General features: G+C 64.1%; 22 protein-coding genes. 16 read left to right on the top strand and 6 right to left on the bottom strand.

Annotated elements, in window-relative coordinates; translation table 11 throughout:
* Window positions 1-12: 12 nt before the first annotated feature.
* Entirely contained in the window at window positions 13-1485 is a 1473-nt protein-coding gene (xylB, locus tag ACP92_RS02220; RefSeq protein WP_013232490.1) for a xylulokinase, read from the top strand.
* A 19-nt stretch (window positions 1486-1504) separates the two neighbouring features.
* On the top strand, window positions 1505-1966 hold the full coding sequence (locus ACP92_RS02225) for a GNAT family N-acetyltransferase (RefSeq protein ID WP_013232491.1): 462 nt from the start codon (window positions 1505-1507) through the stop codon (window positions 1964-1966).
* A gap of 42 nt (window positions 1967-2008) precedes the next feature.
* Here the strand turns inward: ACP92_RS02225 and ACP92_RS02230 are convergent, their stop codons facing one another.
* The 6 genes from ACP92_RS02230 to ACP92_RS02255 all read right to left on the bottom strand — a co-directional run bounded on the left by ACP92_RS02230 (window position 2009) and on the right by ACP92_RS02255 (window position 8175).
* On the bottom strand, window positions 2009-3571 hold the full coding sequence (locus ACP92_RS02230; protein ID WP_013232492.1) for a methyl-accepting chemotaxis protein: 1563 nt from the start codon (window positions 3569-3571) through the stop codon (window positions 2009-2011).
* A 429-nt stretch (window positions 3572-4000) separates the two neighbouring features.
* Complete coding sequence (locus tag ACP92_RS02235; protein WP_013232493.1) at window positions 4001-4807, bottom strand: BPSS1780 family membrane protein; 807 nt, start codon at window positions 4805-4807, stop codon at window positions 4001-4003.
* Between the two features lie 8 nt (window positions 4808-4815).
* Complete coding sequence (locus tag ACP92_RS02240; RefSeq protein ID WP_013232494.1) at window positions 4816-5772, bottom strand: homoserine kinase; 957 nt, start codon at window positions 5770-5772, stop codon at window positions 4816-4818.
* A gap of 185 nt (window positions 5773-5957) precedes the next feature.
* Window positions 5958-6398 (bottom strand): hypothetical protein, encoded by a 441-nt coding sequence (locus tag ACP92_RS02245; RefSeq protein ID WP_013232495.1) that lies wholly within the window; start codon window positions 6396-6398, stop codon window positions 5958-5960.
* A gap of 130 nt (window positions 6399-6528) precedes the next feature.
* Window positions 6529-7221: a hypothetical protein gene (locus tag ACP92_RS02250; protein WP_013232496.1), complete on the bottom strand. Its 693-nt coding sequence runs from the start codon at window positions 7219-7221 to the stop codon at window positions 6529-6531.
* Between the two features lie 207 nt (window positions 7222-7428).
* Window positions 7429-8175: an LOG family protein gene (locus tag ACP92_RS02255; RefSeq protein ID WP_013232497.1), complete on the bottom strand. Its 747-nt coding sequence runs from the start codon at window positions 8173-8175 to the stop codon at window positions 7429-7431.
* On the opposite strand from ACP92_RS02255, the gene polA reads away from it, so the two are divergent.
* The 14 genes from polA (at window position 8176) to ACP92_RS02330 (ending at window position 24761) form a co-directional block, all read left to right on the top strand.
* On the top strand, window positions 8176-10938 hold the full coding sequence (polA, locus tag ACP92_RS02260; protein ID WP_013232498.1) for a DNA polymerase I: 2763 nt from the start codon (window positions 8176-8178) through the stop codon (window positions 10936-10938).
* Window positions 10939-11373: 435 nt separating this feature from the next.
* The gene (locus tag ACP92_RS02265) at window positions 11374-13065 is read left to right on the top strand and encodes a methyl-accepting chemotaxis protein (protein ID WP_013232499.1); all 1692 of its coding nucleotides are present in this window, start codon (window positions 11374-11376) and stop codon (window positions 13063-13065) included.
* Window positions 13066-13276: 211 nt separating this feature from the next.
* Entirely contained in the window at window positions 13277-14161 is an 885-nt protein-coding gene (locus tag ACP92_RS02270; protein WP_013232500.1) for a dienelactone hydrolase family protein, read from the top strand.
* Window positions 14162-14647: 486 nt separating this feature from the next.
* Window positions 14648-15667, top strand: coding sequence for a PDR/VanB family oxidoreductase (locus tag ACP92_RS02280; protein WP_013232501.1), 1020 nt, complete (start codon window positions 14648-14650; stop codon window positions 15665-15667).
* A gap of 77 nt (window positions 15668-15744) precedes the next feature.
* Entirely contained in the window at window positions 15745-16734 is a 990-nt protein-coding gene (locus ACP92_RS02285; RefSeq protein WP_013232502.1) for an ABC transporter substrate-binding protein, read from the top strand.
* 72 nt (window positions 16735-16806) lie between these two features.
* Window positions 16807-17793, top strand: coding sequence for an isopenicillin N synthase family dioxygenase (locus ACP92_RS02290; RefSeq protein WP_013232503.1), 987 nt, complete (start codon window positions 16807-16809; stop codon window positions 17791-17793).
* 115 nt (window positions 17794-17908) lie between these two features.
* On the top strand, window positions 17909-18940 hold the full coding sequence (locus ACP92_RS02295) for an aromatic ring-hydroxylating dioxygenase subunit alpha (protein ID WP_013232504.1): 1032 nt from the start codon (window positions 17909-17911) through the stop codon (window positions 18938-18940).
* Between the two features lie 17 nt (window positions 18941-18957).
* Window positions 18958-19815, top strand: a complete 858-nt coding sequence (locus ACP92_RS02300) for an ABC transporter ATP-binding protein (protein ID WP_041310040.1) — start codon at window positions 18958-18960, stop codon at window positions 19813-19815.
* On the top strand, window positions 19799-20602 hold the full coding sequence (locus ACP92_RS02305) for an ABC transporter permease (RefSeq protein ID WP_013232506.1): 804 nt from the start codon (window positions 19799-19801) through the stop codon (window positions 20600-20602). Before ACP92_RS02300 ends, ACP92_RS02305 begins: the two co-directional genes overlap by 17 nt.
* Before the next feature lie 28 nt (window positions 20603-20630).
* Window positions 20631-22046 carry an amidohydrolase family protein gene (locus ACP92_RS02310; RefSeq protein WP_013232507.1) on the top strand — a complete coding sequence of 472 codons (1416 nt, stop codon included), beginning with the start codon at window positions 20631-20633 and terminating at the stop codon, window positions 22044-22046.
* 91 nt (window positions 22047-22137) lie between these two features.
* The gene (locus ACP92_RS02315; RefSeq protein ID WP_171941751.1) at window positions 22138-22899 is read left to right on the top strand and encodes a YqgE/AlgH family protein; all 762 of its coding nucleotides are present in this window, start codon (window positions 22138-22140) and stop codon (window positions 22897-22899) included.
* A 14-nt stretch (window positions 22900-22913) separates the two neighbouring features.
* Window positions 22914-23300 (top strand): Holliday junction resolvase RuvX, encoded by a 387-nt coding sequence (ruvX, locus tag ACP92_RS02320; protein WP_013232509.1) that lies wholly within the window; start codon window positions 22914-22916, stop codon window positions 23298-23300.
* Window positions 23297-23809 carry a bifunctional pyr operon transcriptional regulator/uracil phosphoribosyltransferase PyrR gene (gene pyrR, locus ACP92_RS02325; protein ID WP_013232510.1) on the top strand — a complete coding sequence of 171 codons (513 nt, stop codon included), beginning with the start codon at window positions 23297-23299 and terminating at the stop codon, window positions 23807-23809. The genes ruvX and pyrR overlap by 4 nt, the downstream gene beginning before the upstream one ends.
* Window positions 23802-24761, top strand: coding sequence for an aspartate carbamoyltransferase catalytic subunit (locus ACP92_RS02330; protein ID WP_008334861.1), 960 nt, complete (start codon window positions 23802-23804; stop codon window positions 24759-24761). Before pyrR ends, ACP92_RS02330 begins: the two co-directional genes overlap by 8 nt.
* The last annotated feature ends 58 nt before the right edge of the window (window positions 24762-24819 follow it).

Raw genomic sequence — 24819 nt, forward strand, 5'->3', positions numbered from 1 at the left:
ACGAGGAGCACCATGTATCTTGGGATCGACCTGGGCACGTCCGAGGTCAAGGCCGTGGTCATCGACGCGCAGGGCAGCCTGGTGGCGCTGGCCGGCAGCACCCTGAACGTCGCGCGCCCGCATCCGCGCTGGTCCGAACAGGCGCCGGCCGATTGGTGGCAGGCCACCTGCGACACCGTGGCCAAGCTGCGCACCCAGCTGGGCAGCGAGCGCTTCGGCAGCATCCGCGCCATCGGCCTGTCGGGACAGATGCATGGTGCGGTGCTGCTCGATGAGCGCGATGAAGTGCTGCGTCCCGCCATCCTGTGGAGCGATTCGCGCAGCGCCCCGGAGTGCGCCGAACTGGAAAGCCGCGCGCCGCGCCTGCATGGCATCGCCGGCAACCTCGCCATGCCCGGCTTCACTGCCCCCAAGCTGCTGTGGGTAGCGCGACACGAGCCGCAGCTCTTTGCGCGCATCGCGACGGTGCTCTTGCCCAAGGACTGGCTGCGCCTGAAGATGACGGGCCGCAAGGTCTCCGATCCTTCCGACGCCGCCGGCACGCTGTGGCTGGACGTGGAAGGCCGCAACTGGTCCGACGAACTGCTGGCGGCCTCAGGCATGCGGCGCGATCAGATGCCGGCGCTGGTCGATGGCAGCGCGGTGTCGGGCAGCCTGCTGCCTGAGGTGGCGCAGGCCTGGGGCTTGAGGTCCGATGTCATCGTCGCCGGCGGCGCTGGCGATGGCGCCGCCAGTGCGGTGGGCATCGGCGCGGTCAAGCCGGGCGATGGTTTCCTCTCGCTGGGAACGTCGGGCGTGCTCTTCGTGGTCAATGACCGCTTCCGTCCCAATCCCGGACGCGCCATCCATGCCTTCTGCCATACCTTGCCGCAGCGCTGGCACCAGATGAGCGTGATGCTGTCGGCGGCCAGTTGCCTGCGCTGGTTCTGTCGCTTGTGTTCGGTGGACGAGAAGAGCCTGTTGGCCGAGATCGAACAACTGGATGAGCAAGCGTGCAACAATGCGCCGCTGTTCCTGCCCTACCTCTCGGGCGAACGCACGCCGCACAACGATCCCTACGCCACCGGCGTCTTCCATGGACTGACCCCGGAGCACCAGCGTGCTGCGCTTGGCTATGCGGTCCTCGAGGGAGTCGCCTTCGGCATGGTCGATGGCCTCGATGCGCTGCGTGCAGCGGGCACGGATGTGGCCGAATTGTCGCTGGTCGGGGGTGGCGCGCGCAGTGCTTATTGGGCACAGTTGCTGGCCGATGCGCTGCAGGTGCGCATCGTCACCCACGTCGGCAGCGAAGCGGGAGGCGCCCTCGGTGCGGCGCGCCTGGCCTGGCTGGCCGATGGCGGCGATGAGGCCGAGGTCTGCCGCAAGCCGGCGCAGCAGGCGCTATACCAGCCCGACCCTGCGCGGCATGCGGCCCTGCAGGCGCGCCTGCAGCGCTATCGGGCGATCTATGCGCCCTTTGCGCCTTTGCACGGGGAGGGCCATTAACTTCAATCAGAGGAGAGATATGCAGGTCATCGAATGCAGCGAACCCCAGCTCGATATGCTGGCCGTCTTGTTCAACGACTATCGGATCTTCTATGGCTATCAGGATGATCTGCCGGCCTGTCGCGACTTTCTGGAAGAAAACCTGCGGTTGCGTCGTTCGTCGATGTTCCTGCTGACCGATGACGGAGGAGATGCGGTCGCTTTCGCGCAGTGCTATCCCGCCACCTGTTCACTGAGCATGCGCCCTTACCAGTATCTGTCCGACCTGTATGTCATCCGCAGCGCGCGCCAGCAAGGCCATGGCCGCTACCTGATGCAATACCTGCGCGATCACTTCAGTGCGCGGGGAGCGCAAAGGATCACGCTCGATACGGCCACGACCAACACGACCGCCCAGCGGCTCTATGAAGCGCTGGGCTATGAGCGGGAGCAGGTCTACATCACTTATCACCAGGTGCTGGATGCGCCTGGCCAGCCATGAGCGAGCCCGTCGCTACTACTCCGGCGTCCAGGTGGTCGTGGATCAGCGCCGGTTGAACTTGAACACCGAAATCGCCTGCAACAAGCGCACCGTCTGCTCCTGCAGGCTGCCCGCCGCAGCCGCGGCTTCTTCCACCAGCGAGGCGTTCTGCTGGGTGCTGGCGTCCATCTGGGTGATGGCTTCATGCACCTGGTTGATGCCGGCGCTCTGCTGCTGCGTGGCTTCCTTGATCTCGCCCATGATGCCCGAGACCCGCTGCACCGACGCCACGATATCGCGCATGGTGCTGGTGGCCTGTTCCACCTGACGGTTGCCGATGTCGACCTTCTCTACCGAGGCATCAATGAGCTCCTTGATCTCCTTGGCGGCCGCAGCTGAACGCTGCGCCAGCGAGCGCACCTCGGAGGCCACCACGGCAAAGCCACGGCCTTGCTCACCTGCACGGGCGGCTTCCACGGCGGCGTTCAGCGCCAGGATGTTGGTCTGGAAGGCAATGCTGTCGATCAGGCTGATGATGTCCACGATCTTGTGCGAGGACTCGCTGATCTCGTTCATCGTCGTGCCGGTGCTGGCCACCGCGTCGCCGCCGCGCATGGCGATGGCCGAGGCGGTGCCGGCCAGGTCATTGGCCTGCACGGCGTGATCGGCGTTCTGGCGCACGGTGGAGGCCAGCTCATGCATGCTGGAAGCGGTTTCTTCCAGGTTGGCAGCTTGCGCTTCGGTGCGGCGCGACAGGTCGAGGTTGCCGCTGGCGATTTCGCGCGTGGCCAGGGTGATGGTCTCGACGTTGGAGCGCACGTCGCCGATGATGGCCGTCAGGTTCACGTTCATCTGGCGCAGCGAGCGCAGCAGGCGTCCCAGTTCATCGTGGCGGGTCGTCTCGATGCGCACCGAGAGGTCGCCGCCGGTGATGGCGTGGGTGATGTCCAGCGCCTGGTGCAGCGGCTTGATGAGGGCGTTGCGCAAGGCGATCCATTGCACGATGGACAACAGCGCTGCCGCTGCCGCCAGGGCGCTGATCCACCATTGATGCAAGGCCGCCATGCCGGCGACCACGACGGCCAGCTGGATGGCCAACATGATGCCCATGGAGAGGTTCAGGCGGGAATTCAACTGCATGCGCGAGAGCTTGCCCAGCCAGCCGGCCAGCCCGGTGCGCACCACTTCGCCGCGATGCAGGGCGATGCCCTTGGCCTGGCCACGGCGGATGCTGGCGTACAGCTTTTCAGCGCCGGCCACGGCGTCGCGCTCGGGCTTGGTGCGCACCGACATGTAGCCGACGATCTGGCCGTTCTCGCGAATCGGCGTGACGTTGGCGCGCACCCAGTAGTGGTCACCGTTCTTGCTGCGGTTCTTGACCAGGCCGGTCCAGGGCGTGCCGCCCTTGATGGTGGCCCACATGTCGGCAAAGGCTTCGGCCGGCATGTCGGGATGGCGGATCAGGTTCTGCGGCGCGCCCAGCAATTCGTTTTCCTCGAAACCGCTGATCTCGATGAAGTAGGGATTGACGTAGGTGATATTGCCCTTGAGATCGGTCTTGGAAACGATCGCCTTGCCGTCGATCAGTAGACGCTCCTGGCCCGTGACCGGCATGTTCATGCGCATCTTTTATCCTCGTGTTGAGTAGAACCCATTTCATAAATAGGCGTGAGTGCGAGCGAGTCCCGTTTGGGATGAAGTGCAAGGCGCGAATTTGGGTCAAGACTGGACGTCTTGACCCAAATTCGTAACACAGCAATTCGCCCAAACGGGCCGCTCCCTGCGGGTTCTGCCCAGAAAGGGCGCTGGCCGCGTTGCGCTCCTTGCGTGTGGCACCGCCACACGACGCGTCGCGCGCCTTGCCAGCGCCCTTTCTGGGCAGAACGCATCTCACGCCTATTTATGAAATGGGTTCTTAGTGATGGAAAGGGCAGGCTGGCGGCAGGAGAGGTGCGGCGGGCAGGGCATTCGCTCCCGGTGCGAATGGTGTAACTGCGGGTGACTGCGCGCGCCAGGCAGGAACGACAACCTGACGCGGGCCATGTCCGACGATGGTCAGACGGGGGGATTGTCTCCGGAGTGCGGTAGGCTGTCGGACCCTCTGCGGGGCTTTCCGAAGACGGTAGTGTAAGTCGGATAGAACGAACAGTACATGACAACCGTCAATATTATCGAGATGGGCAACAGGATGAAGAACACCGCGCTGAAGCTGCCGGTCAGCAGCGTGATGACCATGCTGATGACGGAGGGGACCACGATGGCGATCACGATCCAGGCCAGGCCATAGACCAGGAAGGCCCCGCCGGCGCGGCGCACGGTGAAGAAGCTGTAGAACAGCGCTTTGCCCAGCGGCATCTGCTGCCACATGATCAGCGGTGCGGCGTACCAGAAGGCCATCGCAGCCGGCACGTACAGCGCGGCGGCCACGAGCATGGCGATGCGCATGCTGCCGGCGGCGCTTTCCAGCTCCTTGGTGGACAGCCCGCCACCCATCATGGCCTTCCAGAAGGCGCCGCCGTCGGCCAGCGCCGAGGCCGCCACCACCAGCGTGGCCACCAGCAGGTAGAGCAGGCCCAGCTTGAGCAGGGTATTGCGCGCCGGGCTGCGGAAGCCCACCAGCAGCAGGTTGGGATAGACGCGCTCGCCCTTTTCGATCTGTGCGCAGGCCTGCATGAAGGACATGGCAAAGAGCGGGATGAGGATCAGCGGCAGCATCTGGCCGAGCACCGGGATGATGCCCAGTGCCAGCATCAGGAACATGTAGGCCAGGAACAGGGTGGAGATCTCGGCGGGCTGCTTGCGAAACAGCGCGAAGCCTTGCTTGACCCAGGACCAGCCGGTATGTGCGGGGATCTTTTCCATAGCTCCAGTCAGGACAGCGCCGGCGGCGTTTCTGCGATGCGCAGGCGCAGGATGCGTTCGAAGTGGGTGGGATCGTGCGGCGTGAGCATCTCGGCCGCGCGCGGCATGTAGAAGTCGTACAGGCGCGAGAGCCAGAAGCGCAGCGCAGCTGCACGCAGCATGGGCTGCCAGGCGATGCGCTCGGCCTCCGAGAACGGGCGCACGGCGCGGTAGGCGGCCAGCATGGCTTCGGTGCGGGCCAGGTCCAGCACGCCCGTGTCCAGGTCCACGCACCAGTCGTTGACGGTCACGGCCAGGTCGAAGAGCCAGGTGTCGCAACCGGCAAAGTAGAAATCGAAGATGCCCGAGAGTCGCTCGCCGACGAACATCGCGTTATTGCGGAACAGGTCGGCGTGCACCGGACCGCGCGGCAGGGCGCGGTAGTCGGCGGTGGCGGCGAAGTCCTTCTGGTACTGGACTTCGTCGGCCAGCAGGCGGCCCAGTTCGGCCGGGAGGAAGGGCAGCACGGTGGGCGTGGTTTCCAGCCACCAGGCCAGGCCGCGCAGGTTGGGCTGGAGGATCTTGAAATCCTTGGCCGCCAGATGCATGCGCGCCAGCATGTCGCCCAGCGCGGCGCAGTGCACCGGTTGCGGGTCCAGCTGCGACTGGCCTTCCAGCTTGCTGACGATGGCCGCCGGCTTGTCGTTGAGCAGGCTGACGATGGCGCCCTTGTCATTGGCCACTGGCGCGGGCACCGGGATGCCGCGCTCGGCCAGGTGGCGCATCAGTTCCAGGTAGAAGGGCAGTTGTTCGATGTGCAGCTTTTCGAACAGGGTCAGCACGTATTCGCCACGTTCCGTGCCGATGAAGAAGTTGCTGTTCTCGATGCCCGAGGAAATACCCTTGATCGAGGTGGCGGTGCCGAGCGGGAAGTGTTTGAGCCAGTCGGAGAGCTGTTCCAGACTGACCGGTGTAAAGACTGCCATGACGAAATCGAAAGTGGGATGCTGAGGGGCTTGCCCGGCCGCGGTGGCCGTTGACAAACCTGATGAACGATGAGGGCCGGGACGGCGCCAGGCCTGCTCCCGCCCCTGCCTGACCTGCCGCGCCGGGCGGCAGCAGAGGGTGGCGCTGGCCTCGGGCCGCCGCGTGGGCGCCGGGCCAGTGCTGCTTACTTCTTGGCCGCGCCCTCGGTCTGGCCTTCCTGCTGCGGCTTCTTCACGCCCCAGTCGAATTCACCGACCTTCCATTGGGCCGAGGTCGGCGGGCCGCTCTGGGCGTCGCCCGGGGTGGAGCTGCCCACGTTCTGGTTGGGGCGCAGGTAGTAGGTGCTGGGGCCGGACTTGACCTCGATTTCCTTGACCTGGCCGTGGTCACGCTGTTCCTTGATGCTGTTGCCCTGGTTGCGGCTGTCCTCGCCCGGCTTGCGGATGGTCACGGCCGGCGGTTCGCCCTCTTCCAGCTTTTCCAGCTCGGGTGGCGGCGGGGCCGGCTGTGCGGCCACACCGGCCGGGGCCGGTTGCGCTAGCGCCAGCGGTGCGGCCAGACCGGCCGATGCGCACAGCAGCACGGCTGCCAGGGACTCTTTGAACCAGGGTTGGGATGGTTTCATGATGTATGCAGGAAAAAGGGGGTGTTGTTTGCTTCATTGTAGCAAACCATTGTGCTCCGCCCCCCGCGTTTATTCGCGGGAATGGTCAGAGTAACAACATCCCTTCTTGCCTGGCCCTGCCCGCTGGCTGCTAGTCCAGCAGGGGAATGCGGGTCTGGACCCAGTCCGCCAGGGTGGGCGGCATGGCGATGACGCGGGCGAAGTCTTCCTCGTCGCCGGCGTCGAAGTAGCTGAGGTGATCGCGCGAGTATTCGAGCAGGGCCGGAAAATCCCGTCCCCATTGCACGCCGAAGTAGCGTACGGCGCGCAGGTCGCCGCTTTCGTCGTAGATGCGCAGCCGCACCCGGTCCAGCCGGTCCGATTCCCGCGGTCCGGCCCCGCACAGCTCGACGCGGAAGCTGAGGCCGCGATACTGGCGCACCCCGCCGTTGAGCTTCTGGGTATAGGTCTCGCAGTCGCGGTATTGCGGCGCCAGGCCAGTGGTGACGAAGATGGCCAGCCCATAGCTCATCGCCAGCATGTAGAGCAGGGTCGCGGTCTGGTAGTTGAGCCTGGGCCCGGCCTTGGCGGGCGCGACGACGCGGTTCATGGAACGATAGAACAGGCCCAGCACGCAGGCCAGTATCGCTCCCAGGATGCAGTAGAGCTCACCCGGCTCCGACGCGGCCTGGTCCATCCACGGCTGCACGCCCAGTTGCTGCTCCAGGGACGCAGGCACGACCAGCGGCAGCGTCAGCACGGCCGCCATGATGCTGCCGAACAGGGCGAGCATGTAGAGCGTGCTCAGGAAGAGCTGGGTGAGATAGGCTTTGGCGACCGGCATGATGATAAAAGGCGAACAGGGTGAAATAGTTCATCTGGTTGCCTTTCATCATGAAGTTGCGACAGGGGTTTTTAAATCGTACCAAGGTGATGGAAAGTGAACAGTTCTCCACCTTTCATGACAATGACGCGGTTCCCCCATGGAGAAATGAAAAGGCCGGGCGACATTTCTGCCGCCCGGCCTGATCGGAGTGATGAAGGGGAGATGTCAGAGATACATCCCGCTCTGCCGTTCCGCTTCCTGCTGGGTCTCGGCCGGCTTGGCCTTCTCGGCATGGAATTTCTGGATCGCCGCCAATACCTCGGCCGGTTCGTCGATCACCTGCAGCAGGTTCACGTCCTTGGGCGAGATCATGCCATCGTCCACCAGGCGGGTCTTGATCCAGTCCACCAGGCCCGCCCAGAACTGGCTGCCCACCAGGATCACCGGCATCATGCGCGACTTGCCGGTCTGCATCAGGGTCAGTGCTTCGGTGAGTTCATCGAGGGTGCCGAAGCCGCCCGGCAGGACCACATACGCATCGGCATACTTGACGAAGGCCACCTTGCGCGCAAAGAAATGACGGAAGGACAGCGAAATGTCCTGCCAGGCATTGCCGTGCTGTTCGTGCGGCAGCTCGATGTTCAGGCCCACCGAAGGGGATGCGCCTTCGTAGGCGCCCTTGTTGGCCGCTTCCATGATGCCAGGGCCGCCACCGGAGATGACGGCGTAGCCGGCGTCGGAGATCAGGCGGGCGATCTCCACGCACAGTTGATAATGGGGATTGTCGGGCCTGATCCGGGCAGAACCGAAGATGGAAACGGCAGGACGCAGCTCAGAGAGACGTTCGGTCGATTCGATGAATTCTGCCATAATCGTGAGTACATGCCACGACTCGCGCGCCTTCTTGGCCGTCGCGCGTTCGATGTCCCCCACCTCCCGCAGACGCGGGACATTTTTTCCTCTCTGTTCCATATGCAAAAAACCTTGTTGTTAGTTGATGGTTCCAGTTACCTCTATCGTGCCTTCCATGCATTGCCCGATATGCGTAACGCGGAAGGCGCGCCCACCGGTGCGCTGTACGGCATCATCAATATGCTGCGCCGACTGCGCAACGATTATCCCGCAAGTTACGTTGCCTGTGTGTTCGACGCCAAGGGCAAGACTTTCCGTGATGATCTGTACCCCGACTACAAGGCCACCCGCAAGTCCATGCCGGAAGACCTGGCCCTGCAGATCGAGCCCATCCATGCCGCCGTGCGCGCGCTGGGCTGGCCGATCCTGATGGTCGAGGGCATCGAGGCCGACGACGTCATCGGCACGCTCTCGGTCCAGGCCACCGCCGCCGGACTGGACACCATCGTCTCCACCGGCGACAAGGACATGGCCCAGTTGGTCAATGAACACGTTACCTTGGTCAACACGATGAGCAATGAAGTTCTCGACATTGCCGGCGTGACTGCAAAATTCGGCGTGCCGCCCGAGCGCATCGTCGATTACCTGAGCCTGATCGGCGATACCGTGGACAACGTGCCCGGCGTCGAGAAGTGCGGTCCCAAGACCGCCGTGAAGTGGCTCACCGCCTATGGCACCCTCGATGGCGTCATGGCCAATGCCGACAAGATCAGCGGCGTGGTCGGCGAGAACTTGCGCCGTGCGCTCGACTGGCTGCCGCAAGGCCGCGTGCTGGTGACCGTCAAGACCGATTGCGATCTGTCCGCGCACATGAGCTCCATCCTTGAATCGCTGACCATGCAGCCGCAGGACAAGGATGTGCTCAAGGAACTCTTCACCCGCTACAACTTCCGCACCTGGCTGCGCGAACTCAGCGATGGCGCCGAGGCGGGCGCATCGAAGGCTCCCATGGTGGGAGCTTCAGCAGCGGCCGCGCTGGAAGCGCCGGCGCAAGGCGGCCTCTTCGCGGCCGCGCCCAAGGTCGAGTACGAGACTGTGCTCACCGATGCGCAACTGGACCAGTGGATCGCCACCATCAACGCCGCAGAACTCACCGCCGTCGATACCGAGACCACCTCGCTGGAAGCGATGCAGGCCGAGCTGGTCGGCATCTCCCTGTGCTGCGAGCCGGGCCGTGCTGCCTATATCCCGGTGGCGCACAACTACCAGGATGCCCCGGTGCAACTGTCGCGCCAGCACGTGCTGGAGAAACTCAAGCCCTGGTTGGAAGACGCCAGCAAGCCCAAGCTCGGCCAGCACCTGAAGTACGACAGCCACATCTTCGCCAACTATGGCGTCCGCCTTGCCGGTGTGAAGCACGATACGCTGCTGGAGTCCTATGTCTTCGAGTCGCATCGTCCGCATGACATGGACAGCCTGGCCGCGCGCCACCTGGAGCGCAAGACCATCACCTATGCCGAGGTCTGCGGCAAGGGCGCCTCCCAGATCGGCTTCAATGAAGTGGCTATCGAGCGCGCCACCGAATACGCTGCCGAAGACGCCGAGGTCACGCTGGCCCTGCACCAGGCCATGTGGCCGCAGATCGAACATGATGACAAGCTGCGCTTCATCTACGAGAAGATCGAAGTCCCCACCTCGGTGGTGCTGCAGAAGATCGAGCGTAACGGCGTGCTGATCGATAGCGAGCGCCTGGGCCAGCAATCGCATGACCTGGGCAAACGCATGCTGGAGATCGAACAGCAGGCCTACGACCTGGCCGGTCAGCCCTTCAACCTGAATTCGCCCAAGCAGCTGGGCGAGATCCTGTTCGGCAAGCTGGAACTGCCGGTGGTCAAGAAGACCGCTTCCGGCGCGCCGTCCACCGATGAAGAAGTGCTGCAGAAGCTGGCCGAGGATTATCCGCTGCCCAAGGTGTTGCTGGACTATCGGGGCCTGGCCAAGCTCAAGTCCACCTATACCGACAAGCTGCCCAAGATGGTCAACCCGGCCACTGGCCGCGTGCATACCAACTATGCGCAGGCCGTGGCGGTGACGGGGCGCTTGTCCTCCAATGATCCCAACCTGCAGAACATCCCCATCCGCACCGCCGAAGGCCGTCGCATCCGCGAAGCCTTCGTCGCGCCCGAAGGCAGCGTGATCGTCTCGGCCGACTATTCGCAGATCGAGCTGCGCATCATGGCGCACATCTCGGAAGACGAGAACATGTTGAAGGCCTTTGCCAACAACGAAGACATCCACCGCGCCACCGCCGCCGAGATCTTCGGCATCGCGCCCGAGCAGGTAGAGTCCGAGCAGCGCCGCTACGCCAAGGTCATCAACTTCGGGCTGATCTATGGCATGAGCGCCTTCGGCCTGGCCAGCAACCTGGGCATCGAGCGTGCGGCTGCGCAGATGTATATCGACAAGTACTTCATGCGCTTCTCGGGCGTGAAGCGCTACATGGATGAGACACGCCTGCAGGCCAAGGCGCGCGGCTATGTGGAAACCGTCTTCGGTCGCCGCCTGTGGCTGCCCGAGATCAATTCGCCCAACGGTCCGCGCCGCCAGGGCGCCGAGCGGGCGGCGATCAATGCGCCCATGCAAGGCACTGCCGCCGACCTGATCAAGATGGCCATGATTGCCGTGCAGGACTGGCTGGAAACGAACAGTCTGCAGACCCGCATGATCATGCAGGTGCATGACGAACTGGTGCTGGAAGTGCCGCAGCAAGAGCTGGAGATGGTGCGTGAAAAGCTGCCTGAATTGATGAAAAATGTTGCGGAGCTGAAAGTTCCCTTGCTTGCCGAGGTGGGAATCGGTAAGAATTGGGACGAAGCACACTAATTGGTCATTCGGGCAAAACAGGGGCGCGCTTCGCATGCGCCCTTGTCATGCGAACGTGATGCCCGCCCCGCCTGGGATGCGGGGTAGGCGGCCATGCCGGACAAGCAGGCGTTGGTGATTCAACAAGCTGTCGAAATAACAAGTCAGCGCGAGAACAATAACAAATTGGCATCAGCATCTGGTGCTTAAAAGTTAGAACTCAGAATTTAGAACTTAGAACGTAGAAAAAAGACAGGCTGCCGTCGCAACCGCAGTAGTCAAAGACGGGACGACGCGCCGAGTGGGACCGGACCTGGTCCGGTGCAACAGAGGCTGTGGCAGGGAGACGATCAGGGGACAGTAGACAGGCAGCGTGCCAGCAGGGCATGGACGTATGACGCGCGCAGCTCTCCGGTTTTTCCGTCCGGCCTCCGACGACTACACGGAGGAGACGTCATGAAGTCAGGAATGAAGATGGGCACGCGCCTGGGACTCGGGTTTGCGTGGGTGGTGCTGTTGCTGGTGCTGGTGACCGGCTTTGGCATCTTCAACATGCACCAGGTGCAGGGCCGCTTTACCCATGTGGTCGAGGTCAAGAATCCCGAGAGTGCGCTGGTCAAGGAAATGCTGGAGACGGTGGGCGAGCGTTCCATCTCGCTGCGCAACCTGATGCTGCCGGCCGCGCCCGAGGACGTGGATATCGAAGCGCAGTACATCGAAGCGCAATCCCTGAAATACAAGATGGCGGCCCAGAAGCTGCAACAGCTCTTCGCCGAATCGAGCGACACCAGCGATGAAGAAAAGGCGGCCCTGCCCAAGATCGCCGCCCAGGCCAGCAAGGCCGAGAAGCTGATCAACGAAGCCGTGGAGTTCGGCAAGCGGCGCGAGGCCTATGAGTTGGCGCAATTCCTCAAGGAACAGTACCTGCCGGTGCAGAAATCCTGGCAGGTCGAGCTCAAGGCCCTGGCTGCGCTGGAAGACCAGCTCAACAAGGAAGCCGCCGAGGCCAGCGCCGTGGCCTATTCGCGCGCACGCATGCTGATGCTGCTCATCAGCGCCATCGGCGTGGTCACCGCGGTCCTGGCCGCTTTCTGGCTGACCCGTCACCTGCTGCGCAAGCTCGGCGGCGAGCCTGACTATGCAGTGCAGATCGCCGGCCAGATCGCCGAGGGCGACCTGGCCGTGGTCATCGATACCCGCGCCGGCGACCACGACAGCCTCATGGCCGCCATGCGCGTCATGCGCGACAAGCTCGCGGCCATCGTGGCCGAGGTGCGCAAGGGGTCCGAAACGATCACCACGGCGTCCTCGGAAATCGCCCGGGGCAACCTGGACCTCTCGGGCCGCACCGAACAGCAGGCCGGTGCGCTGGAAGAGACCGCTTCCTCCATGGAGCAGTTGAATTCCACCGTCAAGCAGAACGCTGAAAACGCCCACCAGGCCAATGACCTGGCGCTGGCCGCCTCGGATGTGGCGGTGCAGGGCGGCAGCATCGTCTCGCAGGTGGTGCAGACCATGCAGTCCATCAATGCCTCGTCGCAGAAGGTGGCCGACATCGTCAGCGTGATCGATGGGATTGCCTTCCAGACCAATATCCTGGCGCTCAACGCCGCGGTGGAAGCCGCCCGCGCTGGCGAGCAGGGACGCGGCTTCGCGGTGGTGGCCTCCGAAGTGCGCTCGCTGGCCCAGCGCTCGGCCTCGGCGGCCAAGGAAATCAAGGTGCTCATCGGTGATTCGGTGGGCAAGGTCGAGAATGGCAGCAAGCTGGTCGAGCAGGCCGGCAGCACCATGCACGACATCGTCACCAGCATCCGCCGCGTGACCGACGTGATGACCGAGATCAACCATGCCAACCGCGAGCAGAGCAGCGGCATCGAACAGGTCAATGAGGCCATCATCCAGATCGATGACATGACCCAGCAGAATGCTGCGCTGGTCGAGCAGGCCGCAGCGGCGGCGCGCTCGCTGCAGGAGCAGGCGGCCGGGCTGCAGCAGCTGGTGAGCGTGTTCCGCCTGGATGCGGCGCAGGCGCATGGGCATACAGCCGCGCCGGCCCATGCCCCGGCGGCGGTCGAGCGCGTCATCGATGTGACGCCCGGTGCACCGGAACTGCCGGCCGGCGGCAACGTGCTGGCGGTGCAGGGCTGAATCGAAGGGCTGCGTCAGCGCGCTGCTGCTCCGGCGCGCTGGCGCAATTGCGGTTAGACTCCGGCATGAGATCGGTCGGAGCGCGTCCGGATGACGCAAGAAGCGGCCCAAGCGTTCTGCCAGGGCCGCTTTTTCATGGGCCGGCCTGATCCGTCCTGTCTTTGTCCTTCCACCACAATGAGGCCAAGCGCCCCCCAAGATGGAGAACCCGATGAACGACCTTCGCAATGATTTCAACAGCCTGCTGGGCCAGAGCACCCTGTCCGGCAATGCTGACCGCCGCAGCTTCCTCAAGACCGCCCTGGGCACCGGTTTTGCCGCCGCCGTGCTGCCGGTGTGCGCACAGACCATGATCAAGACCGATACCCAGGGCCTGACCGCAGGCGAGGTGTCCATCGAGGTCAACGGCCAGCGCGTGCCGGCCTATCGCGCCCAGCCGGAGCGCAAGACCGGCTTGCCGGTCATCATCGTGGTCTCCGAGATCTTCGGCGTGCATGAGCACATCGCCGACATCGCACGCCGCTTCGCCAAGCTGGGCTATCTGGCCATTGCGCCGGACTTCTTCGTGCGCCAGGGCAATCCCATGGCCTACACCTCCATTGCCGAACTGCAGAAGGACATCATTTCCAAGGTGCCCGACGCCCAGGTGATGGGCGATATCGACGCCTACGTGAAATGGGCCGGCGAACACGGCGGCGATATCCGGCGGCTGGGGATCAATGGCTTCTGCTGGGGTGGCCGCATCGTCTGGCTCTACAGCGCCCACAATCCCAAGGTCAAGGCCGGTGCGGCCTGGTATGGCCGCCTGGTGGGCGAGAAGAGCGAGCTGTTCCCGCAGCAGCCCATCGATATCGCGCCTACGCTGAAGACGCCGGTCATCGGTCTGTACGGCGGCAAGGACCAGGGCATCCCGGTCTCGACCGTGGAGCAGATGAAGGAAGCGCTGCAGAAGGCGGGCAACAAATCGGAATTCCATGTGTACATGAATTCCGGCCATGCCTTCAACGCCGACTACCGTCCCAGCTATGTGGAGGCCGATGCCAAGGATGCCTGGAGCAAGGTGGTGGCCTTCTTCAAGCAGCATGGCGTGGCCTGATGCCGATGCGATAAGCTGCGCGAGCTTCGTGTTGGTGCGCTTCTGATACAGATCAAGGCAGGGCGCACCAAGATGTGCAGCCTGCATGCGAAGGGACGGAGTTTTCCGTCCCTTTTTCATTGATGTCCAGAAAGAACACATGGGTTTACGGTGCGTCGCGTCTTGGCACGCCGTTTGCTAAACAAGCCAGTGAGTAGAAGCGGCTAGCAGTCGGTAACGAAGACACTTACCTTCTTGCGGGGCATTGCTCGTGACACCATCGGAACGCTCCGATGGTCCCTTTCTTTCGACAGGACACGAGACCATGCATATTGCCCGCGCGCCCGCTCTTTTTTCCTCGCCGTTTTTATTGGCATTTCTTTCTGCAGTTCTTTCTGCAGTTCTTTCTGCATCTCGCTCTGCATTTTCCACGGCCTCTTTCGCAGCATCTTTCGCAGCATCGCTCCTGAAGCATCCTGCTCGTGACGCCAGCGGCCGAGGTGCGCGATGAATGCCGTCGCCGACCGTTTCAATGGCAGCGCCGCCACCACCCTGATGTTGCGGGTGAGGGCCGTGCGCCAGGCGGCGCAGGATATCCGCCTCCTTGAGCTGGTCTCCCAGGACGGCGCTGCGCTGCCGCCCTGGACTCCGGGTGCGCACCTGCGCCTGCAGTTGCAGGACGGCCTGGTGCGCGCCTATTCCCTCTGCAATACACCGCAACAGCGTGATTGCTACCTGATTGCGGTCAAGCGCGAGCCCGATTCACGCGGCGGTTCCGCCTTCCTGCATGAGCAGGTGCAGGAGGGAACGACGATCAGCGCATCGCCTCCCGTCAATGCCTTTCCTCTCATCGCCGATGTGCGCGCCCCGCTGTTGCTGGCCGCCGGCATCGGCATCACGCCGCTGCATGCGATGGCCGCCGAGCTGGCCACGCAAGGCAGGCGACATCGTCTGCACTACTTTGCGCGCAGCCTGGCGCATGCCGCCTTCTTCCATGAGCTGGCCGCGGGTTCGCAAGGCATGTCGCTGCACCTGGGGCTGGATGGCGCCGAGACCGAGCACGCCATCGCGGCCGCCCTGGCGGCGGCGCCGCGTTCTTCACCGCTCTACGTGTGCGGCCCTTCGCCCTTCATCGACGCCGCACGTCGCCATGCGCAACTGGCGGGCTGGCGCGAGCAGGACATCCACTTCGAACGGTTTGCCGCACCGGCCATGCCGGCGGCGGAGGCTGATCCGGCCCGCCCGGTGCAGGCGCCAGACAGCACGTTCGAGCTGGTGCTGCAGCGTTCCGGCTTGCGCTGCCAGGTGCTGCCCGGCCAGAGCATCGTGGCTGCGGCAGCGCAAGTGGGTGTGGTGATCGGCACCTCCTGCGGCGAAGGCTTCTGCGGCAGTTGCGAGAGCACCGTACTGGAAGGCCAGCCTTGGCATCGCGACAGCGTGCTCTCGGCCGCCGAGCGCGCCAGCGGGCGGCGCATCCTGCCATGCGTATCGCGCTGTGCAGGTACGCGGCTGGTGCTGGATCTGTGAGGTCTCTCACACCCTCGTCGAGATTTGTCAGTGCAAGTTCAACCCACCTGGAGAGGAAGGCTATGAAGAAGCAATCGATGCAAAAGCGCAGGTTCCTGCGGTGTGCGGCGGCGTTGTGGCTGGGCGCGGCCGCGCTGTCGATCACGGGCCTGGCCCAGGCCCAGGACAAGGTCACGCTGCTGTCGAACTGGTATGCGCAGGCCGAGCACGGCGGTTTCTACCAGGCCGTGGCCAAGGGCATCTACAAGAAATACGGCATGGACGTGACCATCAAGATGGGCGGCCCGCAGGTCAACAACATGCAGATCCTGGTAGCGGGGCAGGCCGACTTCAGCATGGGTTACGACTTCACGGTGATGAAGGGCGTCGAGCAAGGCCTGCCGCTGGTGACGGTGGGCACTTCCTTCCAGTCCGATCTGCAGGGGATGATGACGCATGACGATGTCGCCAGCCTGGGCGGACTGAAGAACAAGACCATCCTGGTGGCGGGCTCGGGCCAGTCGAGCTGGTGGCCGTGGCTCAAGGCCAAGTATGGCTATACCGATGCGCAGTCCAGGGCCTATACCTTCAACCTGCAGCCTTTCTTTGCCGATCCCAACATCGCGCAGCAGGCCTATCCTTCCTCCGAGCTGTTCCAGGCCGACAAGGCCGGCGTGAAGAGCAAGTTCTTCCTCTTTGCCAGCGAGGGCTACCCGCCCTATGGCACCACCATCGTGACGCTGCAGAAGACTGTGGCGACCAAGCCTGACCTGGTGCAGCGCTTCGTCAAGGCGACGGCCGAAGGCTGGAAGAGCTACCTGGAAGATCCAGCACCGGGCAATGCCCTCATCAAGGCCGACAACAAGAACATGGGTGATGAACAACTGGCCTATGCCCTGGGCAAGCTCAAGGAGCTCAAGGTGGTGACCGGCGGCGACGCGGCCAGGCTGGGCATCGGTGTCATGACCGACGAACGCTGGAAGCAGACCTATGAGGTCATGGTGGCCACCGGCCTGCTCAAGGCGGGCACCGATTATCACAAGGCCTACACCACCCAGTTCGTCAAGGACATGAAGGTCATGCCCTGACTTGCCGATCTGCAGATCCGGATGGCTGCCGCCGCGTGCAGGTGGTAGCCCGCTCTTTCGCATGAGGACGCCATGATTCCCTACACGCCACCGATGACCGCGCGCCGCATTCCGGTGATCGATTTCGCCGATGCCTTCTCGCCCGAACTGGCCCGCCGCGAGGCATTGGCCTGGGAGATCCACAAGATCTCGCGCGATGTGGGTTTCTTCTATCTCGTCAATCACGGGGTGCCGCAGGCGCTCATCGATGGCCAGTTCGACTGGGCGCGGCGCTTCTTCGCGCTGCCGCAGGCCAGCAAGTCGGCCATCGACATGCGCCACTCTGCCTCCGGTTATGGCTACGAGCGCATGGGCGCGCAGGCGCTCGATGAAGGCTCGCCGGCCGACCTGAAGGAAGGATTCCAGTTCGGCTTCGACATCGCGCCCGATCATCCCTACGTGCTGCGCGGCCTGCTGCGCTACGGTCACAACCTGTGGCCACAGGACCTGCCCGGCTTCGAGACACATTCACGCCAGTATTACGAGGCGGTACGCGCGCTCTCGCATCGCCTGCTGGGAGTGATCGCCCTGTCGCTGGAGATGCCGGAGGATTTCTTCACGCCGGTACTGCACACGCCCATTGCCACCCAGCGCATGCTGCACTATCCGCCGCAGCCGGCCAGTGCACAGCATAACCAGATCGGTGCTGGTGCGCATACCGACTGGGGGCTGGTCACCATCCTCGCGCAGGATGCCATCGGCGGACTGGAGATCTGCAATGCCGAGGGGGATTGGGTGAGTGCGCCGCCCATTGCCGGCAGCTTCGTGGTCAACATCGGCGACCTGCTGCAGCGATGGAGCAATGACCTTTATCACAGCAATGCGCATCGGGTATGCAATGTGGGCAACGCACCGCGTTATTCGCTGCCGTTCTTCCAGGATGGCGACCAGGCCGCCGTGGTGGCCTGCCTGCCCACTTGTTGCAGTGCCGAGCGCCCGGCGCGCTATGCCCCTTGCACCATCGGTGACTATCTGGAGATGAAGGTGAAGCAGACCTTCGGGGCGGTCGCAGCAGCCTGAGCCGGCGCAGCCCACACCCCGGAGTACACCCTATAGCGGCGAAGGCGACCATGTTGGCACGCCGGCCGCGCCACTGTGGACCATGGTTCGCAGTCCAAGCAGAAGGAGCAGCATCATGCTGGTAACCCAACAAAAAGTCTTGCGCAGGTTCTGGTACGCGCTCATGCCCATCGCGCAACTCAGGCAAGGCCCACAGCCCTTCACCCTGCTGGGCGAGAAGCTGGTGGTGTGGTTGAAGGAAGACGGCGCGCCCGCCGCGCTGCAGGATCGCTGCTGCCATCGTACGGCCAGGCTGTCCAAGGGTTTCGTGGAGAACGGCAACATCGTGTGCGGCTATCACGGCTGGACCTTCAATGGCGAAGGGGCTTGCGTGCGCGTGCCGCAGAACGCGGATGGCAGCGTGCCGGCGGGGGCCTGTGTGAAATCCTATTTCTGCAAGGAGCGTTACGGTTACGTGTGGGTGGCGCTGGAAGAACCGCTGCGCGATATTCCGGAGTTTCCCGAAGAGGGTGCGCCGGGCTATCGCCGCATCTTCCAGTTCTACGAGCGCTGGGAGACCAGTGCCTTGCGGATGATGGAAAATTCCTTCGACAATTCGCATTTCAGTTACGTACATCGCGCCACCTTCGGCCTGTACGACCAGCCCAAGCCGGAGAAATACGAGATCGCCGAAACCGACTACGGTTTCGAAGCTGAAACCCGCGTACCCATCAAGAACGTGCCGGCAAGCCATCGCGTCACCGGCAGTACCGCCGACACCACGGTGCGCCACATGTTCAACCGCTGGTACCTGCCCTTCGTGCGCCGCTTTGGCTGCACCTATCCGGAGAGCGGACGACATCACATCATCTACAACTGCGCCACACCCATCGATGATGGTTCCATCATGCTGTCGCAATGGCTGTATCGCAACGACACCGAAGAAGAGTGTTCCGAAGCCGAGCTCATCGCCTGGGATGCGCCCATCCTGGTGGAAGACCGCGAGATCCTCGAAGCCACCGATCCCGATGCCTGCATCGACGTGCGCCGACGCCAGGAATTCCACATGGCCTCGGACCGGCCGGGCCTGATCATGCGCCGCATGCTGCTGCAGTTGCTGGAAGAGCACGGCGAATCCGAAGTGTTCCGCCTCCACCCCGCGGCATGAACCCACCAGGAGATTCCATGGACAGAGATGAACACGCGATGTCGCAGGCCGCCGCCTGGGAGCAGCAGAGCGCCGCCGCGGCAGCGGCCCCGGTGCTGTCGGCGCAGCGGGTGGAGAAGACCTATCGCAACGGCACGCACGCGCTTGATGAGGTCAGGCTCGATATCGGACGGGGCGAGTTCGTCTCGCTGCTGGGCCCTTCGGGCTGCGGCAAGAGCACCTTGCTGAAGATGTTTGCCGGGCTGGAAGAGCCGTCCCACGGGCATATCCGCTGGTGGGGCGGCAACCTGGCCACGGTCGGCACGCCCGAGCGCACCCTGGCCATGGTATTCCAGGAGGCCACGCTGATGCCTTGGGCTACGGTGGAGCAGAATGTGCGCCTGCCGCTGGACTTGCGCCACGTCCCGCGCGCCCAGGCTGATGCGCGGGTCGCCGCCTCCTTGAAGCGGGTGGGGCTGGAAAGCTTCCACGCGGTGCTGCCGCGCGAACTCTCCGGCGGCATGCAGATGCGCGCCTCGATTGCACGCGCGCTGGCCACCTCGCCCAATCTGCTGCTGATGGATGAACCCTTCGGCGCCCTCGATGAATTCACCCGCAACAAGCTCGACGCCGACCTGCGTGACATCTGGAGCCGGCAGGACCTGACGGTGGTGTTCGTCACCCACAGCATCTATGAAGCGGTGTTCCTGTCCTCGCGGGTGATCGTGATGGCGGCGCGCCCCGGGCGGGTGATTGCCGATGTGGCTATCGATGCGCCGGGTCCGCGTGATGAGGCCTTTCGCATGTCGGCGCCGTTCATGCAGTACTGCAAGACCCTTTCCGATTACCTGACGCTGGCCAACCAGCAGGGAGACGGCCATGAAGCCCAACACTGATCCGCTGGTCAATCGCCCCGGTTTCTGGCGCGTGGCGGCGCCGTTGATCATCGGCATTGCGCTGCTGCTGATGTGGCAGATCGTCTGTACGCTGCTGGAGGTGCCACCTTACCTGGTGCCCACGCCCGCGCTGATCGTCAAGACCCTGGCGGCCGACTGGAGCATGCTGATGGCGTCGCTGCTGGTGACCTTGAAGATCACCTTCCTGGCCTTCGCGCTGGCGGTGGTCCTGGGTGTGGCGATTGCTTTCGTGTTCGTGCAGAGCCGCTTCATCGAGATCAGCCTGTTCCCCTATGCGATCATCCTGCAGGTCACCCCCATCGTCGCCATCGCCCCGCTGATCATCATCTGGGTCAAGGACACCACGGCGGCGCTCACCGTGTGCGCCACCATCATGGCGCTCTTTCCCATCATCTCCAACACCACGCTGGGACTGCGCAGCGTCAATCCGGGCTTGCTCAACCTGTTCCGGCTGAACAAGGCCACACGCTGGCAGACCTTGCGACGCCTGCGCATTCCCAGCGCCTTGCCGTACTTCTTCGGCGGGCTGCGCATTTCCAGCGGGCTGGCGCTGATCGGGGCGGTAGTGGCCGAGTTCGTGGCGGGCACCGGCGGCACTGGCTCGGGGCTGGCCTACCAGATCCTGCAGGCGGGTTTCCAGCTCAATATTCCGCGCCTGTTTGCGGCCTTGCTGCTGATCACGCTGACCGGCATCCTGCTGTTCTGGCTGATGAGTGCGCTCTCGCGCGCCATGCTGGCCGGCTGGCATGAGAGCGAGATGGCATGATGATGCTCATCCAGGGAGCCAGACTTTCATGAGTACTTTTCTGATCAGGAACCTGCAGGCCATCATGACCGGCCTGCCCGGCGCCGCCGCGCGCCACGCCGGCCCCGACATCCGGGTGAGCGATGGCGTCATTGCCGCCATCGGCCAGCTCGATGCGTTGCCGGGCGAAGAGCTCATCGATGCCAGCCATTGCGTGGCCTATCCGGCCTGGGTCAACACCCATCATCACCTGTTCCAGTCGCTGCTCAAGGGCGATCCGCTGGGCATCAACGCCACGCTTACACCCTGGCTGGCGGCCACGCCCTATCGCTATCGCGCCAGCTTCGACGCCGACCTGTTCCGGCTTGCGGCGCGCATCGGCATGGTGGAACTGATGCGTTCGGGCTGCGGCACCATCGCCGATCACAATTACCTCTACTACCCCGGCATGCCCTTCGATACCTCGGAGATCCTCTTCGAGGAGGCCCAGCAGCTGGGCCTGCGCTTCGTCCTGTGCCGGGGCACCGCCACCCGCACGCGGCAGCTGGAAGCGGAATTGTCCAGCGCGCTGCGGCCGGAGACGCTCGATGGCTTCCTCGCCGACATGCAAGGTCTGGCCGGGCGCTTCCATGATCCCGCGCCGGCGTCGATGCGGCGGGTGGTGATGGCGCCGACCACGCCACTCTATTCGGCCGCTCCCGACGAGTTGCGCGAGATGGCGGTGGCCGCGCGGGAAATGGGCTTGCGGCTGCACAGTCACCTGTCGGAAACGGTGGGCTACCAGGACAGCGCGCACGCCATGCATGGCTGCCGTCCGGTGGAATTCTGCGAGCGGGTGGGCTGGCTGGGGCGGGACGTGTGGTTTGCCCACCTGGTCAAGCTCGATGCCGAGGAAATCCAGCTGCTGGGCGGCACAGGGACAGGCATTGCCCATTGTCCGCAAAGCAACGGTCGGCTGGGCAGCGGCATCGCTCCGATCCGGGCGCTGGAGGCGGCTGGCGTGCCGGTCTCCATCGGCGTGGATGGCGCGGCCTCCAACGAGGCGGCCGACATGATCTCCGAGACCCATGCGGCCTGGCTGATGCAACGCGCCCGGCGCGGCCAGGAGGCGACGCCGTCTTTCCGCGGAGGTCATTTCGAAGGCGGCGCCGACGCAGCGACGGTGGAAGACGTGGTGCGCTGGGGGACCACCGGCGGCGCGCGCGTGCTGGGGCTGGATGCGCTGGATGGCTTGCAGGTCGGTCAGCAGGCCGATATTGCCTTGTACCGCCTCGACGATCCGCGCTACTTCGGCCTGCATGACCCGGCCATCGGCCCGGTGGCCTCGGGCGGGCGGCCTTTCCTGAAGGCAATGTGGGTCGGCGGGCGCGCCGTGGTGCGCGAGGACGCCATCCCCGGTGTGGACCTGGCCGAGCTGGGCGCGCAGGCGCGGCAGGCAGTCAAAAAGATGCTGAAAAGCAACTAAAGGCGTGCAAAGCAGGCCCGGCGGGGCCTGCTTTGCGGGCGCTTCCCTATGAGCCACATGGGATCCCGGCCAAAACTGCTAAAATGCCGGGATGACCAAGAGACGCAATTCTCCCTTCAGTTTCTCAGCCGAGGATTTCGACGAATCCATGGATTCCTTTGGCGCTTTCGACCCTTTCCATTCTGACTCCACCGCCCGCCAGGCAGCTGCGGCCGACGCCGGCAAGCGCGCCGAAGGCGACGATGCTGCGGCAGACGAGGACCGCCCCCCGCTGGAGCTGGATCTGACCAATCATTTCCTGATCGCCATGCCGTCCATGCTGGACCCGATCTTCGGCGGCACCGTGGTCTACCTGTGCGAACACAACCATAACGGCGCGCTCGGCGTGGTCATCAACAAGCCCACCGACATGACCATGGATGTGCTGTTCGACCGCATCAACCTCAAGCTCGAGATCCAGCCCGATACCCCTGACGCCATGCCGGAGCTGTATCGCCGGCCGGTCATGTTCGGCGGTCCGGTGCAGGTGGAGCGCGGCTTCGTGCTGCATTCGACCTCGGAAAAATACTCATCGACCCTGCAGGTCACCGATGAGGTCGCCCTGACCACCTCCAAGGATGTGCTCGAAGCGGTGGCCCACGGCAATGGCCCGGATCGCGTGCTGGTCACGCTGGGCTGCTCGGGCTGGAGCCCGGGGCAGCTGGAAGGCGAGATCGGCCGCAATGGCTGGCTCACCGTCAAGGCCGACCCCTCCATCATCTTCGAGCTGCCGGTGGAGGAGCGCTTCACGGCGGCCCTGGCCTTGCTGGGCATCGACCCGGTGATGCTCTCCGGCGACGCCGGACGGGCCTGAGAGGGCAGGGGCGCTTGGATACCATCCTGGCCTTCGACTTCGGCTTGAAGCGCATCGGCGTGGCCGTGGGCAACACTGGCCTGAAGCAGGCGCAGCCGCTGGCCGTGATCAGCGAAGCGACCAACGACGGCAAGTTCGCCGCCATCGCGCGCCTGATCCAGGAGTGGCAGCCGGCGCGCTGCGTGGTCGGCCTGCCCCTGCATCCGGACGGCGCCGAGCACGAGATGAGCGTGCGCTGCCGCCGTTTCGCCAACCAGTTGCATGGCCGCTACGGCGTCGAGGTCGTGCTGGTGGATGAACGCTACAGTTCGGCGGTCATCCAGCACCAGCGCGGCGAACAGATCGACGACCAGGCTGCCGCCATCATTTTGCAGCAATACTTTGACGACGCACATTCATGAGCACAACACCTTCCCAGCTTGATGCAGAAGCGCTGTACCAGACCCTGGTGCAGCAGATCAAAGCCGGCCTGCAGGGCGCAACCGAGGTTGCGCTGGTGGGCATCCACTCCGGCGGCGCCTGGCTGGCCGAACGCCTGGCCGCTGAACTGGGCCTGGCCGAGCGCCTGGGCTTCGTCGATGTTTCCTTCTACCGCGATGACTTTTCCGAGAAGGGTCTGCGCGCCGATGTGAAGCCCAGCCAGGTTCCCTTCGATGTCGAGGGCGCCACCATCCTGCTGGTCGACGACGTGCTCTACACCGGCCGCACCACGCGCGCGGCCATCAACGAGCTGTTCGACTATGGCCGCCCGGCGCGCGTGCTGCTGGCGGCGCTGGTGGATCGCGGCGGCCGCGAGCTGCCCATTGCTGCGGACTTTGTGGCGGCCTCGGTCGAACTGAGCAAACAAGAAAACCTGCAACTGCAACGCGCCGATGACGGCCGCTTCTCACTTACGGTGGTCCATGCTTAATCCCCAACTCAACAAAAACGGCGAACTGCAACACCTGCTGACCATCGAGGGCCTGCCGCGCTCCATCCTCACGCACATCCTCGATACTGCTTCCTCCTTCGTCAGCATCGGCGACCGCGAAGTCAAGAAGGTGCCGCTGATGCGCGGCAAGAGCGTCTTCAACCTGTTCTTCGAGAACTCCACGCGCACGCGCACCACCTTCGAGATCGCCTCCAAGCGCCTCTCGGCGGACGTGATCAACCTCAACATCCAGGCTTCCAGCACCAGCAAGGGCGAGTCGCTCTTGGACACCATCGACAACCTGGCGGCCATGCATGCCGACATGTTCGTGGTGCGCCACGCGCAATCGGGCGCGCCCTTCCTGATTGCCAAGCACCTGATCGATACCAAGCAATCGCATGTCCACGTGGTCAACGCCGGTGATGGCCGCCACGCGCACCCGACCCAGGGTCTCCTGGACATGTACACCATCCGTCATTACAAGAAGGATTTCACCAACCTGCGCGTGGCCATCGTGGGCGACATCCTGCACAGCCGCGTGGCGCGCTCGGACATCCATGCGCTGACCACCCTGGGCGTGCCGGAAGTGCGCGCCATCGGCCCGCGCACCTTGCTGCCCAGCGGCCTGGAGCAGATGGGCGTGCGCGTCTTCCACAACATGGAAGAGGGCTTGAAGGACGTGGACGTGATCATCATGCTGCGCCTGCAGAACGAGCGCATGAGCGGCGCCTTGCTGCCCTCGGCGCAGGAGTTCTTCAAGAGCTACGGCCTGACCCCGGAACGCCTGGCCCTGGCCAAGCCGGACGCCATCGTCATGCACCCCGGCCCGATGAACCGCGGCGTGGAAATCGACTCGGCCGTGGCCGATGGCGCCCAGGCGGTGATCCTGCCGCAGGTGACCTTCGGGATTGCGGTGCGCATGGCGGTCATGAGCATCGTGGCTGGCAATTGAATTTGAGTAAGGTTTTCTGAACCTGCCCTTCGATACGCCGCTACGCGGCTACTCAGGG

Source organism: Herbaspirillum seropedicae (genome assembly GCF_001040945.1).
In the GTDB taxonomy this organism is placed as follows: domain Bacteria; phylum Pseudomonadota; class Gammaproteobacteria; order Burkholderiales; family Burkholderiaceae_D; genus Herbaspirillum; species Herbaspirillum seropedicae.